Below are 15,591 nucleotides of genomic sequence, written 5' to 3' on the forward strand. Positions count from 1 at the left end.
AAAGTGGATGGCCGGCCAACATAATGTCCAAAGCGTACCGGCGGCGCTCGGGCAGCAGGCCGTGAGAAGCTGACCCAGATCAACACCGCCGCGGCCCGGTGCCGTTAGACTGCCGCGAGTCAATGGTTGTCGATACGGCAGGTCTTACTATGATTACCACCTCCATTTTTCCCGGGCGTTACGTCCAGGGCGACCAGGCGCTTGACGTCCTGGCTGAAGAAGCTAAAACCCTCGGCGAGCGGGCGGTTGTTATCGCCGACAAATTCGTCGTCGATCATTTGCAGGATACGCTGAAGCAGGCACTGGCGGATCGCCTGGAATTTCATATTGAAGCTTTCGGCGGCGAATGCAGCGACAGTGAAATTGAGCGCCTCGGCGCACTGGTGCGGGAACAGCAGGCAGATATTGTGATCGGCGTCGGCGGCGGCAAAACCCTGGATACCGCCAAGGCCGTGGCTTACTACCAGCGCCAGCGAGTGCTTATCGCGCCCACCCTGGCCTCCACCGATGCGCCCTGTAGCGCCCTGTCGGTGATTTACAACGACGACGGCTCCTTTAATCGCTATCTGGTGCTGCCTCACAATCCCGATATCGTGTTGGTGGATACCGCTATCGTGGCCGCAGCGCCGGTGAGGCTGCTGGTCGCCGGTATGGGTGATGCGTTTGCCACCTGGTTTGAAGCGGAGGACTGCCGTTTGAAGCGCGGTGCCAATATGACCGGCAGGGTCGGGCCGATGACGGCATACGCCCTGGCGCATCTGTGTCACGAGACCCTGCTCGAGTACGGCACGCTGGCGAAACTGTCCTGCGAGGAGAATATTGTCACTCCGGCGCTGGAGCATATTGTCGAGGCCAACACCCTGTTGAGCGGGCTCGGTTTCGAAAGTGGCGGACTGGCCGCCGCCCATGCCATCCACAACGGCCTGACCACACTCGAGGGGACTCACAGCTATTGGCACGGCGAAAAAGTGGCGATAGGTATTCAGGCGATGATGTTCCTGGCCGACAAGTCCAGCGACACGATCGACCTGGTATACGATTTCTCCGAATCGATCGGTCTGCCGACTACACTGGGGGATATCGGCTTACCGGAGGCCAGTGATACGGACCTGCTGCGGGTCGCAGAAACGGCCTGTGCCGAGGGCGAAACCATCCACAACGAGCCGGTGGAGGTCACCCCGCGGCGGGTGTTGCACGCCATCAAGGCCGCCGACGCGGAGGGCAGACGGCGTAAGAAACGTGCCGATTAGCTACAGATTTGGTATCAATTAAAAGTTAGAAATTACATTAATTTTAGCTTTTAAGCTATTGATAAATAATGGTTTTATTTTATATTTATAGCGGTTTTCGATTTGTTCGCGATACGTCGGCCACTGTACTTGGCTTAGAGGCTGTTTTCTATCAAGGTTGGCAGGTGGCGCCACAGCTGTGCTCGCCGACACGCTTTTTCACCCCCTCCAGCACGGCACTGGTCCGACCCCCGACCTGACCGTGCAGCCCACCTCGCGTTTAAGTGACGTACCATTTCCGCCCGCCGATTTTGATCTGATACGGGATTGGTGCGCCTGAAGCGTTGTTGACCGGCGCAGGCCTTCCCGCCAACGGCACCGAAACGCAGCAGGCGCCGCTGTACTGGGTCGCGCCCATGGAACCCGGCTACCGGCGCGATGCGCCGTGACGACATTACTGCGACCGTTTTGGCGGGAGCGGGACGGCGTGTGCGCCCGATTGTCATTATGGTTGCCACCGTAGCCGTGGGGTTGGTGCCGATCATGTTTGGCACCGGCACCGGCACCGGCACCGGTGCAGAAGTTATGCAGCATATCGCGACGCCGATGATTGGCGGCGTTGCATCTACATTGGTATTGGCGCTGCTGGTGATTCCCGCCGTCTATTGGTTGTGGCGCACGCGGGGTATGGAAAACTGGGTGGCGCGGGGCTCGGATGGAACGGGATTGTTGTTTCAGTCGCAGTCGACTGCGCCCTCAACCGAGCCGGGGTCCACGTTGGCACAGTCACCGGGACCTTCCTCGGTCACTGTGAATTGTAAAGCACAAAAATCCAATAAGTTTTTATGATAAATTCGAGCGACTTAAAAGATATCAGAGTGTGAACTTGGAAATCGTTTTTAATTGGAAAATTATAATTAAGTAGTAAATTTCCGTGAATATTTCGACAGTGTAACTTCCCTTTATTTTTTTTAAGTGTATTTAACTGTTTTTTTATGCGAAAAACAGGCGGGACCGATGCCATCGGTGTTTACACGAACATAACCGGGAGGCCTTCCGCAAATATTTTTTGGCTAACCGCTATTTGTCAAAAGAGGGCAGCTGTCGGGGAGTCCATAGGGATGGGTTCATCGAGGGGACGCCTAGTCCGTGTTTCCGAAAGCCCCATCCAGAGCCAGACCGGTCAAATGGCACAAAGCACCGGAGTTAGGCGCTTGAAGCGATTGTCATTGGTAACTGTCCTGCACAGCGCCACACAAACAGGTGGCGAAAAATCGATCAGTTATCTCTTTAGCGGTTTATCGATTAAAGATGTAAACCCTATTCATTGTCGATTCGGGTTTGTAACAAAAATCCAGTTCAGACTGGTGACAGGGCTCTTTGCCTGGGGTAGCAATCTCTGCAGCCAATTGGCAACCTGTGCGGATTGACATTTATCAACTTCAGCCCATTACTTTCGACCACTTAAAACGGCCGCCGTTGACGGCACAATCTCAACCTGTCGTATCTTCCCGGTGAACTTTCCTGATAAACTCAGCTCTTATCTTTAATCACTTTTCCCAGTCAGTTCCAAGCTTAGGAGTACGAAAATATGCCCCTACGAGTCAGGGTAATATCGGGCGCGTACAGATGAACCGAAAGTATACGCATTGGCCGGCCCGGTGGATCACTGCCTTGGGGTTGATCGCAGTTTTGGTAGCAAATGCCAGCCTGTCTCTGGCTCAGGTAGCGGGCCCGGTTCAGGTCTTGGTGGAAACCGTGCGCGAAGATGTCTTCCGCGACAAAGCGGAGGCACTCGGTACCCTGCGTGCGAATGAGTCCGTTGAGCTGACAGTCAATGTCACCGAGACCATTACCGCGCTCCACTTCGAAGACGGCCAGCGGGTGGAGGCCAACCAGGTGCTGGTGGAAATGACCAGCGCCGAGGAGAGCGCCCAGTTGCAGGAGGAGCAGACCAATGTGCGCGAGGCAAAACGGCAGCTGGACCGTATTCAGCGGCTGGTCACAGCCGGTACTGCCTCGGAGTCGGTGTTGGACGAACGCCAGCGCGACTACGACGCCGCCCAGGCACGGCTGATTGCCGTGCGCTCACGACTCAAAGACCGCGTTGTCAAGGCACCCTTTGCCGGCCAGGTGGGGTTGCGTAATATCAGCGCCGGTGCTCTGGTGCGGCCCGGCGATCTGATCACCACGCTGACCGATGACACCCGGATGAAGCTGGATTTTACCGTGCCGGCGGTATTCCTGCCGTCGCTGCAGCGCGCGCTGCCCATCGTCGCCACCACCCGGGCCTATCGGGAACGAGAGTTTCGCGGCCAGGTGGTGAGTATCGATAACCAGGTGGACCCCGTCACCCGCGCCATTGCCGTGCGCGCCATCCTGCCTAACGATGAGCAGTTGTTGAGGCAGGGCATGTTGATGCAGATCACGCTTTTTATGAATGAGCGTCGCGGTTTGGTGATTTCCGAGGAGTCCCTGTTGCCGGAGGGGCGCACTAACTATGTCATGGTGGCGAGCCCGCGGGATGATCAGCTTATCGCCGAAAAGCGGCAGGTAACCGTTGCCAGCCGGCGCCGTGGCGAAGTTGAAATCAGCCAGGGCCTGGCGATCGGGGAGCGGGTGATCACCCACGGCGCCTTCAGAGTCCAGGACGGCAGCCCGGTGCTGGTCAACGCCGGCGCCGGGGAGGCCGCGGCGCTGGTCAAGCCGCCGACATCCAACCCGTAATGTCCACCCACTAACAAAAGGTGCGCTGTGGTACTTTCCGATGTGTCTATCCGCCGGCCGGTGTTTGCCGCCGTCATTTCAGTCCTGTTGATTATTTTTGGCCTGCTGGCCTTTGACCGGCTGCCGCTGCGCCAGTACCCCGATATCGATCCGCCGATCGTCAGTGTCGAGACCGATTATCCGGGCGCGGCCGCCAATGTTGTGGAGTCGCGCATCACCGAAGTGATCGAGGAGCGTATCGCCGGTGTCGAGGGTATCCGCTTTATCGAGTCGTCGTCGCGCGATGGCAGCAGCCGTATCACCATTGAATTCAACAGCGGCCGCGATGTGGACGCCGCCGCCAACGATATCCGTGACCGGGTCAGCGGGGTTCTGGACAACCTGCCGGTCGAGGCGGACCCGCCTGAAATCCAAAAAGAAGACAGCAACGACGATGCGGTGCTCTGGTTCAACCTGACCGGCGACAATATGACGGTATTGCAGTTGACCGACTATGCCGAGCGCTACCTGGTCGATCGCTTCTCCGTGGTCGACGGCGTATCCCGGGTGCGTATCGGCGGGCGCCAGCGTTTTGCCATGCGCGTGTGGCTCGACCGCCAGGCGCTGGCGGCCAGAAACCTGGCTGTCAACGATGTGGAACGGGCATTGCGGGCGGAAAATGTTGAATTGCCGGCGGGTAGTATCGTCAGTGATGCGCGCCAGTTCACCGTTCGCACAAAACGCGCGTTTCGCACCGCCGAGGACTTTGCCAGTCTGGTGATCTCCCAGCCCGAGGCCGGCAGTGGCCAGTACCTGGTACGCCTGGGCGACGTGGCGCGGGTGGAGAAGGGCACCGAGGAGAGCCGCACCTTCTTTCGCGGCAACGGTATTTCCCAGGTGGGCATCGGTATTATCAAGCAATCCACCGCCAATACCATCGATATTGCCCGCGCCACCAAAGCGGTCGGGGCGCAAGTCAACGACAGTTTGCCCGACGGTATGGCGCTCGAGCAGAGCTATGATACCTCGGTGTTTATCGAGGGGGCGATTCGGGAAGTCTACCGTACCCTGATCATTGCCATCGGCCTGGTGATTCTGGTGATCTACGCCTTTCTGGGTAGTGTCAGGGCCATGTTGGTGCCGGCGGTCACTGTGCCGGTGTCCGTTATCGCCACTTCGGTTGCGCTCTACATCCTGGGATTTTCCGTCAACCTGCTGACGCTGCTGGCTATGGTGCTGGCCATCGGCCTGATCGTCGACGACTCGATAGTGGTGCTGGAAAATATCAAGCGGCGTATTGACCAGTATGGGGAGTCACCACTGGTGGCTGCCTTTCGCGGTACCCGGCAGGTGGGTTTCGCGGTGGTGGCGACGACGCTGGTGCTGGTCGCCGTGTTTACACCTATCGCCTTTCAGCGGGGTGATGTGGGCAGATTGTTCAGTGAATTCGCACTGACGATGGCGGCCGCGGTCATGATATCGTCCTTTGTCGCTTTGACGTTGTCGGCGATGTTGGCCTCGAAAGTATTGCGCCCGGCCGGTGACGGCAATGCTATCGTCAACCGCATCGATGCCGCCATCAAGGTCTGCCGGCGCGGCTACCTGACCGCCTTGCGCAGTTGTATCCGGCACCCCGGTCGCGTGCTTGCCGGTTTTGCCGCGCTGATTCTGGCAGTGGTCTGGCTGTTCCAGCAGTTGCCGGAGGAGTACGCGCCGCCGGAGGATCGCGGGGCTTTCTTCGTGATCGTCAACGGACCCGAAGGTGCCACCTACAGCTATATGAAGGACTATATGGATGAGGTTGAAGAGCGCATGATGTCCTATGTCGACAGCGGCGAGATGACGCGCCTGCTGGTGCGCGCGCCGCGTGCGTTCGGGCGCACGGAGACCTATAACACCGGTATTGTTATCGCGATACTGGACGACTGGGCCAACCGCAGAGATGCCTTTACGATAGTCAATGAGGTGCGCAGCACGCTTTCCGACCTGCCGGGTGTGCGCGCGTTTCCGGTGATGCGGCAGGGATTTGGCTCGTCTCTGTCGAAACCCGTGCGCTTTGTGCTCGGCGGCGGCACCTACGAGCAGTTGGCCGAATGGCGCGATATTCTGGTGGACAAAATCAACGCGGATAACCCCGGTTTTGTCGGCCTCGACTGGGACTACAAAGAGACCAAGCCGCAACTGGAGGTGGCTATCGACTACGACCGCGCCGCCGAACTCGGCGTCACCATCGGTGATATCGGCCGCACCCTGGAAACCATGCTCGGCTCCCGTCGGGTAACCACCTATATCGACCAGGGTGAGGAGTATGACGTACTGCTCGAAGGCGAGCGGGGCCAGCAGCGCACCATTTCCAGCCTGGAGAATATTTATGTACGTTCCGACACCAGTGCGGCGCTGATTCCGCTGTCGAACCTGGTACGCCTTGACGAATTTGCCGGCAGTAACCAACTGAACCGCTATAACCGTATTCGCTCTATCACCCTGGAGGCAAACCTGGCCGAAGGCTATACCCTGGGTGAGGCTCTCGACCATCTGGAGATGCTGGTGCAGGAGCATCTGCCCGGCAATGTTATCGTCGATTACAAAGGCCAGTCACAGGATTTCAAATATGCCGGCCAGTCGATTCTGTGGGTGTTTATATTGGGGATTTGTGTAACCTACCTGGCACTGGCCGCCCAGTTTGAAAGCTGGGTACACCCCTTTGTCATTATGACCAGCGTACCGCTTGCCATCGGCGGTGGCCTGGCGGGGTTGTATTTTACCGGTGGTTCGTTAAACCTTTATTCGCAAATAGGTTTGATTATGCTGGTGGGCCTGGCGGCAAAGAACGGCATACTTATTGTGGAGTTTGTCAATCAACTGCGCGATCAGGGTATAGAGTTTGGTACCGCGCTGCTGCAGGCCGCCGAGGTGCGGTTACGGCCCATCATTATGACCGGCATAACTACTGCCGCCGGTTCGCTGCCGCTGATTTTCTCCAGCGGCGCCGGCGCTGAAACACGTCTGGTGATCGGTACCGTGGTGCTGACGGGCGTGATTTCCGCGACGTTGTTTACCCTGTTTATCGTGCCGGTGTTTTATCACCTTATCGCGCGCCGCACCGGTTCGGTAAACGATGTCAGTCGTGAGTTGGAGCGGCAGATGACGCTACAGGGAGACACCTAGGCGGCTTGTGCAGCCATTTGCATGGGGCGGCCAATGCCTTGCCCTGGCTCATGGGCAGACCAGGCTGTTGGCGCCTGTGGCCAGGGTGCCGCGGCTTGTGGGTACAAGATACCCTGGCGGGGTCGAACAGAGGCTGCTTGATCCGATTAAGGGAACAATTACCAGCGTTTCGCTGGAGGCCCGCGGACTACACCGGGTTAATAAAATCTATCCGGTTTTCACCTCACAGGAAAAATTCACATCGGTGCTATTTTCAATCTGGGCGATAGCGGAACAGGAGTTGTTGAGAATATCTTCAACGGTTGTGTAAAAAGTATCTTTTGACAACTTTCCATAGAGCACAAAATGTAAATGAATTTCTGTGAAAATAGCGGGTGGTTCGGATTGTCGCTTGCCCTCTATATTGATTGCCAGATTGCTGAACTCAGTATCCATTTCCTGTAGCGCAGAGACGACTCCGAACGCGCTGCAGCCGGCTACTCCGGCCAAAACCAATTCCATCGGACGAAAGCCTTCCTCAAAGCCGCCTATTTCTTTTTGGGCATCCAGTCTCAGTGTCTTTCCAAGCAGATTGCTCACTTCGAACTGGTAGTTAAGGATATTTTTGAGTTCGATTTTCATAGCTACATATACTTTAGTTTCTCTACTGCGAGTATCGCTGCATGTGTTGCGACTCGATGTCATGCTAACACTTACTATGATCTTAGGTGCCAGGTTGGCAATATACCCAATTTTTTATAGGGCAACGGCCAAGCAGGCATCAGTGCGTAGTAGTTTACCTGATCGACATGGGTTATTTAGAGAGAGGTTTCACAGGCAAGCAGCAGACTATGTTTGTTTCGACTGTATCATAACCTGCGGGTTAATTTTTCACACAACAGTTCGTATACCGGTATATAAAAGATCGAAAAACGTGCGCAATTTCAACGACTGGCGACTGTAACTTGGCTAAAGCAATCGAGTAGCCGTGTCAAACTTCAGTGCAGCGGTCTGGCAATATGAAAATAGGCCGACAAGGTCTTTGTCGTTCACCTCATTCAAGCACTGCCAATCTGGCCACAGCCTCAGAGTCGCTGACAAAGGGTGCCGCTCTGTGAAAAGACAGTTTGAATAACGGCGCTGGTGGCAAGCATCTCGATTGCAACGCACTGGGTGCCGTCGACGTTGCATGCGACGTTAGTCTGGATCACAAGAAGAGAAGCCTGGTAGTTTTGAAATAGCTTCTAGAACGTTTTTTTACAAATTCGCCGTATCATATCGGTAATACGTTTCCAACCGTCGTCTGTCTGGATATCTATCCCATTGAAGATATCAACACCCAGACTGCGAGCGGCCAGGTAATTGATGCTGGCGGCAAAAATAGCGGTTAACGCGACTGTATCGACCGGGTTTTCTTCTCGGCTGCCCGTACCGGTTTGTTGGCTTAACAACTCGCCCAGTTTAATGCTCATCTGTTCGCGGATCTCTTCCAAAAATACCGTAAGCTCATTGCGGTCCAGTATTTCCCAGGCGAGAATTTGCATTGTCAGCGGCCTGCGGCGAATAGCAGCGGCATAATTTTCCATCAACAGCGCCAGTTGGTCGGCAAAAGGTTTCTTGAGAAAAGTCTCAGTGGGTTCACCGATAAGCTCGTCGATATCGGGCCAGAAATCCCCTTGCAGGGCATAGGCGCGGACCAATCCGGGCAAGCCATCGAAGTAGCGATAGATCAATACCTTGTCCAACCCGGCCTCCCGGGCTATGGCATTGACGCCGAACTTGCGGAAGCCATCCCGGGCCAAAACCCGTCCCGCCGCATCAATTAATTGTCGCTCAGTTTTCTTTCGATCCCTTGTCATCTGTTACCTCTATGAGCAAAGAGTCACCGGCTAGTGACACCGTAGACACCTCGAGGCGACAAATCAAGTTTTTTTGCAAACTCAATGGAAAAAGGTTCTACACCCTCCCGGCGGTAGAAAGGCTGACGCGCCAGACTGCAGACGGAATTGCGGCACTTTTCTCTACTCACGATTTAACTTGCTGATAAGATTGGCCAATTATTATTTTTGTACTGTATCAAGATTTTTGAACGCTTTTACGAACCCGGCCGCTGCAACTTTTCAGAGTGTCGCTCCGTAGTTAACCCAGAGGGACGACACTGCGTTCGTGGCGGCAAACGCCAGAGGACTGCAACAGGCCGGGGGAGTAACTTGGATGGGGCAGGGGACTGGGTTATGAAGGAACAGTCGAGCGGTCGGGCGGGAGTTGAAACAACCGCCCTTATGGGGCGGCGCCGGTTGATTCACCGGATCGCGGCATTCAGTTTTTTGCTGATTACTGCGGTACAAGGCAGGTCGATAGAAGCTGCAGTAGCTGAGAACCGCAGTGCGGATAAGACTTATGCTGCCGAGGTGCTCTATGTCGTGGTCGGCGTTACTCTCACAATCACCGCGTTGTGGTTGGCCTGGCGCTGGTGGCAGCGCCGACGGGGGCCGTCACCACGACAGCTACAGCAAAAGTCACAAAGGCAGCCACAAGAAAAATCGCAGAAACACTCACCGCGGCAAGAGACAACCTCCGATACCGGCCGGCGGCGCAAAGGCTCCGGGAAGTACGCCACCTCGGCCTTCAAGCCAGAACAACAACAGCGTTATGCCGACCTGCTGTTTACACTGATGCAGGAGCAGAAACCCTATCTCGACACCGGTTTGCGACTGAAGGACTTGGCCGGGATGCTGTCGTTAAGCTCTCACCAGTTGTCCGAACTGCTCAACCAGACTCTTGGCAAACCTTACTACGAATTCATCAACGAATATCGTGTTGCGGAGGCCAAGGCGATCATGCGTCGACCGGAGAGTGCCGCTATGAACATGTTGGCGGTTGCCCATGCGGCAGGTTTTGGTAACAAAGCATCATTCAACCGGATATTCAAAGAGATCACGGGGATGACGCCCTCTGCCTACAGGAAAAAAATTTCCCCATTGATCCACGCCTGACGGTGGTCACGGTTTCAATTGTCGTCGAGCAAAAACATAGCGCCGATGCTTTGTAAAATAGCATCGGCGATAGCCGGTTCCCTGGGGTCGTCGCCGCTCACCCGGCGATAGACTTCATAGAGCGCAAAATGGGTATTGATCACCCCCGTGAAAGCGAATGCAAAGGTCACGAAGGGGATCGGTCGAATCACGCCCGCATCGGTGCCCGCCTGGTAAAGGGGCCGCAGTTTTTCGATGTTCGGTATGAACTGGGTTTCGATCAGCCACTGCAGGCGTTCATCCCGCTGGCCCGCCTGGTGGTAGATCAACATCGCCACGAACGGCGCATCGACACAGTGATTGGCATACAAATGCGCCAGCTCTAAAAACAGCGTCTTCAATTGCGCCGGCGATTCTGATCCGTCTACCGGCACCACCTCCTGTGGCTCGGGAAAGTGTTCGAAGGCTCGCACCACAGCAGCTCGCCAGAGCGCATCTTTAGACTCAAAGTGATAGGTCACCAGCCCCTGGCCGACCCCGGCAGCCCGGGCGATATCCCGGGTCGAGGCGCCGTCAAATCCCAATTCGGCGAAGCAGGCCACCGCCGCCTGGACGATACGGTCGCGGGTTTCGGTCTTGCGCTGCTCGCGCAAGCCGGTTTTGACCGGCAGGGTGGCGCCGGTAGTGGCCTTGGCAGTCATGGTGATTTGAACGACACGGCATGCTAGGGAAAGTCGGAGTATAGCTAAAAACCGCCAATCGTTCGAATGACTTGTCATTGGTCAATTGACAAGTTAAAGTGAATCGCGCTGATATGCTGGCTATCGACAGCCGTTGCCGGCCGACTGCTGGACAACCGCACAGCCAAACCACAGGTGGATTATGGACGTTAGCAACACGGATAAAACCTGGGTAATCACCGGCGCCGGGTCGGGTCTGGGCAGGGAGCTGCTGTTGCAGGTAGCGGCGGCGGGGGACAATGTCGCCGCTGCCGATATTGACCGTGAGTCTCTGCAGGCGGCGGCCGAGCAGGCGCGCCGCAGTGGCAGCGGTGAAATAGAAACCTATCGGCTGGATGTCGCCAGCGAAGCGGATATCAACGAGTTTGCCCGGCGGGTGTTAGAGCGCTTCGACACGGTTGATGTCGTGATCAATAATGCCGGCATCACCCGCGTCGGGGAGTTTACCCACAGTTGCCCGGATGGTTTCAAGACCGTTATGGATATCAACTTTTGGGGTGTGGTCCACGGCAGCCGCGCTTTTCTGCCGGCGCTGCTGCAAAGCCGCGGCTCCCTGGTCAATATCTCCAGCGTCTTCGGCTTGATCGGGGTGCCGAGACAGAGCGCTTATTGCGCCAGCAAGTTCGCGGTGCGTGGCTTTACCGAATCTCTGCGCCAGGAACTGTATGCCAGCGGCGTGCATGTGGCGGCGGTGCATCCCGGCGGAATACGCACCGCCATTGCCCGCAGTGCCGTGTTCGACCAGGGTGCCGACAGTAAGGATGAGACAGTGGCGAGGCTGGAAAAGGACGCCTTGAAGATGCCTGCCGATAAAGCCGCGGCCATTATTCTAAAAGGTATCGCGCGGCGCTCACCGCGTATTCTGATTGGCGGCGACGCCCGCCTGATCGCCGGCGTGCAGCGCCTGTTTCCAAAAGCCTACCCGCGGGTGCTGGCTCTGCTGTCCAGCGGTTTGTCGAGGTCATCGACTCGCTAACCGTATTACAGCCCGTGCAGGAGGTTACACACTATGCGGTTTGGTAAATATGTGGTTCGGTAAAAACGCCCCCAGCTTGCGCTCGCGCTTTATCAGCGCCATGCTAAAGCGTCAGTTTAAGCCGCTGGTGTCTGCCAGGGAACTGGACCTGGCGCGGCTGCGCCAGCGCTTGGAAAAACAAGCCCGGTTCCAGCGCAGCTCGGCCGGTGTGCAGATCGAATCCGTCGACAGGGGGCAGGTGAAGGGTGAGTGGCAGCTTCCCGCCGCCGCCGCGCCGGCACCGGTGATCCTTTATTTACACGGCGGTGGCTATGCGTTTTGTTCGCCGCTAACGCACCGCCCGCTGACTACCGGTCTGGCAAAAACGGCCAGCTGCCGTGTGTTTTCGCTGGACTACCGGCTGGCTCCGGAACACCCGTTTCCAGCGGCGGTGGAGGATGCGCTGCAGGGCTATCGCTATTTGTTGGAGGAGGGCATTGATGCCTCCAGCATACTGGTGGCGGGGGATTCCGCCGGCGGCGGTCTGAGCCTGGCGCTGTTGTTAAAATTAAAAGCGCTGGGCGAGCCTCTGCCTACCGGGGCTATGTTGTTATCCCCCTGGACGGATATGGCAACTACCGGCCAATCGTTGCAGGAAAATGAAAGCACTTGCGCCATGTTCACTGCTGCGGCCATTCGCCGGGCGGCAGGGATTTATGTGAACGGCGGCGATACCCGCGAGCCTTTAGCCTCACCGCTTTACGGCGATTTGCGGGGTTTGCCGCCGCTGCTTGTTTACGTGAGCGACAGCGAGCTTTTACGCGACGACGCTGTACGTCTGGCAAAGAGCGCTGTGGATCACGGCGTCGACGTCAGCCTGCGCGTGTGGCCGCGACAACCCCACGTATGGCCCGTGTTTTATCCGCTGTTGCCGGAAGCCAAACGCTGTGTGGCGGAGATGGCCGAATTTGCTCGGCAACGTATGATCTAAAACCATCAAATGCAGTTGACCCAGGGGGAATCGACAATGTCCGATGGGACCCAAACCGGGGCCGACCCGATACCAACACATGTAGATGTTGCGATTATCGGCACCGGTTTTTCCGGCCTCGGTATGGCCATCAAGCTAAAACAAGCGGGCCGGGACAATTTTGTGTTGTTGGAGAAAGACGAAGACCTGGGTGGCTGTTGGCGTGACAACACCTACCCGGGCTGTTGTTGTGATATCCCGTCTCACCTCTACTCCTTCTCCTTTGAACAGGTGCCCAGTTGGACCAGAAAGTACCCCAGGCAGGAGGAAATCCATACCTATCTGCGCCATTGCGCCGACAAGTACGGCATTCAACCCCATGTGCGTTATCGGTCCGAAGTGGTAAAAGTCACCTTTTGTGATGCCAGTGGTTTTTGGCAGCTACATCTCAATGGCGGCACACGCCTCACTGCACGGGTGGTGATGGCCGGCATGGGGCCGCTGCATCGCCCGGCGATTCCGGCGCTGCCGGGACTGGAGAGTTTCAAGGGTACGCGCTTTCATTCCAGCCATTGGAATCACGCGGCGGACCTCAATGACAAACGGGTGGCGGTGATCGGCACCGGTGCCAGTGCCATCCAGTTTGTACCGCAAATCGCGCCGCGGGTGAAAGCGCTGCATTTGTTCCAGCGCACACCGCCCTGGATTATGCCGCGGCCGGACCGGGAGATGACCAATATTGAAAAATGGTGCTTTACGCATTTACCTGTCACCCAACAGTTATACCGCAGGCTCTTGTACTGGCGCCATGAGTTCCGTGGTCGCGCCTTAAATGAAAAGTCGTGGATACACAAGCACGCGCAAAGAATGGCGGCCAACTATCTTAAAGCGCAGATCGCAGACCCGGTGTTACGTGAAAAACTTACACCGCAGTACTCCCTCGGTTGCAAACGGGTTCTGATTTCCAACGATTACTATCCGGCCATGTGCCTCGATAATCTGGACCTGATCACCTCGCCGGTCACCGAAATCCGCGGCAATACTGTAGTGGCGGAAGACGGCAGTGAACGGGACGTGGATGCCATTGTTTTCGGTACCGGGTTTGCGGCGGCCGATCCGCTGCAACCGGATTTTCTCTACGGCCCCGGTGGCCTGGATTTGTATCGGCGCTGGCAGGAAGAGGGCGCCCAGGCCTATAAAGGTGTCTCGGTTGCCGGCCTGCCGAATTTTTTCTTCCTGATCGGGCCTAACAGCGGTCTTGGTCACAACTCCATGATTTTGATGATTGAGGCGCAGATTCAGTACATCTTGCAATGTTTGGATTATATGGATCAGCACGGTGTCCGCCATTGGGATGTGCGCCGGCGAGAGCAGGATGCGTATAATGACGAGTTACAGGCGCGGGTGGGCACTGCGGTTTGGTCCTCCGGATGTCGCAGTTGGTACCTCAATAAAGACGGGCGTAACACAACCATCTGGCCGGGTTTTGTGCACGAGTACGAAGCGCGGATGCGTAAGCTGGCACCGCAGGTTTATGAGGCGACGAGTTGAGTCTGCTTTAACTGTGATAGTGATATTGTTTGCGCTTTTTTCCCGACAGATTTTTACGCCACTTTTTAACAGTCTCGCCGTTTCTCTGGCCTTTTCCGGTGCTAGTACTCTGACCAGTAAATCTTTTCACGCCAAAACGGGTCTTGGTGTCCTTAGCCAGCCCGGATTGAGACCTAAGTGCTACCGAAGTGAAATTACTTCCTGGTCGAAGCACTAGTATTTGGCGGCGGACAGACCCTTTTGTTCAGAGTTTGTAATCACATCAAGGCCAGGTAGTTTTATTGTGTTAACTGGATCAACAAATAGCCAAAAAAAGTCTCACTGGATCGAGTAAGGCGATTTCCCGAGAAGAAGATGCAGAATTGCCACTGCCCGCACCATCCCGGATATACATCGCAATGCAGTTTATAGACTAAGCAATAGCAACTATTGCTATAAGTGAACGCCCGCAAAGAAACCGTTAGGGAGTTGAAGTAAATGCGTGTATTGGCAATGGCTTTAATAGTGAATATCTTTGGGGCCAGTCAGGTGACAGCAGGTGACAAAAGTGCCAATAACCTGTTGGTCACTGACACGGATTTCAGTGAGGCGCGTGCCAGCCAGGCGATGCCGGTTGAACCCCGTAAACTGATCAGCGAGCATCTCGACGACAGCGGACCGCCGCTTTTGAATACGCGCTACTATGATCCGATGCCTGCTCGCTTTGTCTCGGCTGACCCTTCTGACCCCCTGACACCAGGCGTCGGGCTCAACCGCTACACTTATGCGTTCAACAATCCGGTGTATGTCAGAGACCCCAGCGGATTGTCTGCCGAAGCCCATGATCCCGACGGTGGAGACAGCGACGCCAACGAGGCTTCTGACAATGATGGAGGACTTGGCAACGCAGATGTAACCGATGACCCGGATCGCGGTGCGCAGGTTCCGGGCGAGAGCACCGCCGCAGCCGATGACAAAGACGAGGATGAGGAGAGTAGGCCTGATGTACCTGGCGAGAAACCTGCTGATGAGGAAAAAGGTGGCCTGCTTCAAGATGTCATAGATGCGGCTAAAGGAATACTCAGCGATCTTATCGACGCTCCTCCTCCCCCACCGCCCAGCAAGCCGGATGTGCCACAAAGCTTTATCGATAAACAGGGTTTGAAAGATGCTATCCGGGATCAGGGCACGGTTCTGGGTGAGGGGCTGGGCGAAAAGGTGTTTCCAGGTGATGAGGGCTATGAGGATCTTTTGGATTCTGCGGTGGAATATATAGACGGAAGGCCGGATCTAGGCGGAAGGCCGGATCGGAGACGATGATTTTGCAGCGGCGGAGAAT

The 15,591-nt window shown here is 56.2% G+C and carries 12 protein-coding genes; 9 read left to right on the forward strand and 3 right to left on the reverse strand.

Annotated elements, in window-relative coordinates; translation table 11 throughout:
- The first annotated feature begins 149 nt into the window (after positions 1-149).
- The 4 genes from FKG94_RS08865 (at position 150) to FKG94_RS08880 (ending at position 7,103) form a co-directional block, all read left to right on the forward strand.
- Complete coding sequence (locus FKG94_RS08865; RefSeq protein ID WP_142903867.1) at positions 150-1,250, forward strand: glycerol dehydrogenase; 1,101 nt, start codon at positions 150-152, stop codon at positions 1,248-1,250.
- Between the two features lie 417 nt (positions 1,251-1,667).
- Positions 1,668-2,078, forward strand: a complete 411-nt coding sequence (locus FKG94_RS08870; RefSeq protein WP_142903868.1) for an efflux RND transporter permease subunit — start codon at positions 1,668-1,670, stop codon at positions 2,076-2,078.
- Positions 2,079-2,858: 780 nt separating this feature from the next.
- Positions 2,859-3,956, forward strand: coding sequence for an efflux RND transporter periplasmic adaptor subunit (locus tag FKG94_RS08875; protein WP_142903869.1), 1,098 nt, complete (start codon positions 2,859-2,861; stop codon positions 3,954-3,956).
- 27 nt (positions 3,957-3,983) lie between these two features.
- Positions 3,984-7,103, forward strand: a complete 3,120-nt coding sequence (locus tag FKG94_RS08880; protein WP_142903870.1) for an efflux RND transporter permease subunit — start codon at positions 3,984-3,986, stop codon at positions 7,101-7,103.
- 207 nt (positions 7,104-7,310) lie between these two features.
- Here FKG94_RS08880 and FKG94_RS08885 read toward each other — a convergent pair whose 3' ends face one another.
- Entirely contained in the window at positions 7,311-7,724 is a 414-nt protein-coding gene (locus FKG94_RS08885; RefSeq protein ID WP_179957561.1) for an OsmC family protein, read from the reverse strand.
- 602 nt (positions 7,725-8,326) lie between these two features.
- Positions 8,327-8,941 (reverse strand): TetR/AcrR family transcriptional regulator, encoded by a 615-nt coding sequence (locus FKG94_RS08890; protein WP_142903872.1) that lies wholly within the window; start codon positions 8,939-8,941, stop codon positions 8,327-8,329.
- A gap of 375 nt (positions 8,942-9,316) precedes the next feature.
- On the opposite strand from FKG94_RS08890, the gene FKG94_RS08895 reads away from it, so the two are divergent.
- The gene (locus tag FKG94_RS08895; RefSeq protein WP_142903873.1) at positions 9,317-10,078 is read left to right on the forward strand and encodes a helix-turn-helix domain-containing protein; all 762 of its coding nucleotides are present in this window, start codon (positions 9,317-9,319) and stop codon (positions 10,076-10,078) included.
- 14 nt (positions 10,079-10,092) lie between these two features.
- Here FKG94_RS08895 and FKG94_RS08900 read toward each other — a convergent pair whose 3' ends face one another.
- Entirely contained in the window at positions 10,093-10,758 is a 666-nt protein-coding gene (locus FKG94_RS08900; RefSeq protein ID WP_179957562.1) for a TetR/AcrR family transcriptional regulator, read from the reverse strand.
- 181 nt (positions 10,759-10,939) lie between these two features.
- Between FKG94_RS08900 and FKG94_RS08905 the strand changes: the two genes are divergently transcribed.
- The 4 genes from FKG94_RS08905 (at position 10,940) to FKG94_RS08920 (ending at position 15,572) form a co-directional block, all read left to right on the forward strand.
- The gene (locus FKG94_RS08905) at positions 10,940-11,773 is read left to right on the forward strand and encodes an SDR family NAD(P)-dependent oxidoreductase (RefSeq protein WP_142903875.1); all 834 of its coding nucleotides are present in this window, start codon (positions 10,940-10,942) and stop codon (positions 11,771-11,773) included.
- A 49-nt stretch (positions 11,774-11,822) separates the two neighbouring features.
- Positions 11,823-12,743, forward strand: a complete 921-nt coding sequence (locus FKG94_RS08910) for an alpha/beta hydrolase (protein WP_218943485.1) — start codon at positions 11,823-11,825, stop codon at positions 12,741-12,743.
- Positions 12,744-12,779: 36 nt separating this feature from the next.
- Positions 12,780-14,273 (forward strand): flavin-containing monooxygenase, encoded by a 1,494-nt coding sequence (locus FKG94_RS08915; protein ID WP_179957563.1) that lies wholly within the window; start codon positions 12,780-12,782, stop codon positions 14,271-14,273.
- A 477-nt stretch (positions 14,274-14,750) separates the two neighbouring features.
- Positions 14,751-15,572, forward strand: a complete 822-nt coding sequence (locus FKG94_RS08920; protein WP_142903877.1) for an RHS repeat protein — start codon at positions 14,751-14,753, stop codon at positions 15,570-15,572.
- Positions 15,573-15,591 lie beyond the last annotated feature (19 nt).

The organism is Exilibacterium tricleocarpae (genome assembly GCF_007004655.1).
In the GTDB taxonomy this organism is placed as follows: domain Bacteria; phylum Pseudomonadota; class Gammaproteobacteria; order Pseudomonadales; family Cellvibrionaceae; genus Exilibacterium; species Exilibacterium tricleocarpae.

Excerpts from the sequence above, each read along its gene's own strand:
- FKG94_RS08910 (WP_218943485.1), top strand. The coding sequence starts at position 11,823 with ATGTGGTTCGGTAAAAACGCCCCCAGCTTGCGCTCGCGCTTTATCAGC.
- FKG94_RS08895 (WP_142903873.1), top strand. The coding sequence starts at position 9,317 with ATGAAGGAACAGTCGAGCGGTCGGGCGGGAGTTGAAACAACCGCCCTT.
- FKG94_RS08900 (WP_179957562.1), bottom strand. The coding sequence starts at position 10,758 with ATGACTGCCAAGGCCACTACCGGCGCCACCCTGCCGGTCAAAACCGGC.
- FKG94_RS08885 (WP_179957561.1), bottom strand. The coding sequence starts at position 7,724 with ATGAAAATCGAACTCAAAAATATCCTTAACTACCAGTTCGAAGTGAGC.
- FKG94_RS08870 (WP_142903868.1), top strand. The coding sequence starts at position 1,668 with ATGCGCCGTGACGACATTACTGCGACCGTTTTGGCGGGAGCGGGACGG.
- FKG94_RS08875 (WP_142903869.1), top strand. The coding sequence starts at position 2,859 with ATGAACCGAAAGTATACGCATTGGCCGGCCCGGTGGATCACTGCCTTG.
- FKG94_RS08890 (WP_142903872.1), bottom strand. The coding sequence starts at position 8,941 with ATGACAAGGGATCGAAAGAAAACTGAGCGACAATTAATTGATGCGGCG.
- FKG94_RS08920 (WP_142903877.1), top strand. The coding sequence starts at position 14,751 with ATGCGTGTATTGGCAATGGCTTTAATAGTGAATATCTTTGGGGCCAGT.
- FKG94_RS08915 (WP_179957563.1), top strand. The coding sequence starts at position 12,780 with ATGTCCGATGGGACCCAAACCGGGGCCGACCCGATACCAACACATGTA.
- FKG94_RS08865 (WP_142903867.1), top strand. The coding sequence starts at position 150 with ATGATTACCACCTCCATTTTTCCCGGGCGTTACGTCCAGGGCGACCAG.
- FKG94_RS08905 (WP_142903875.1), top strand. The coding sequence starts at position 10,940 with ATGGACGTTAGCAACACGGATAAAACCTGGGTAATCACCGGCGCCGGG.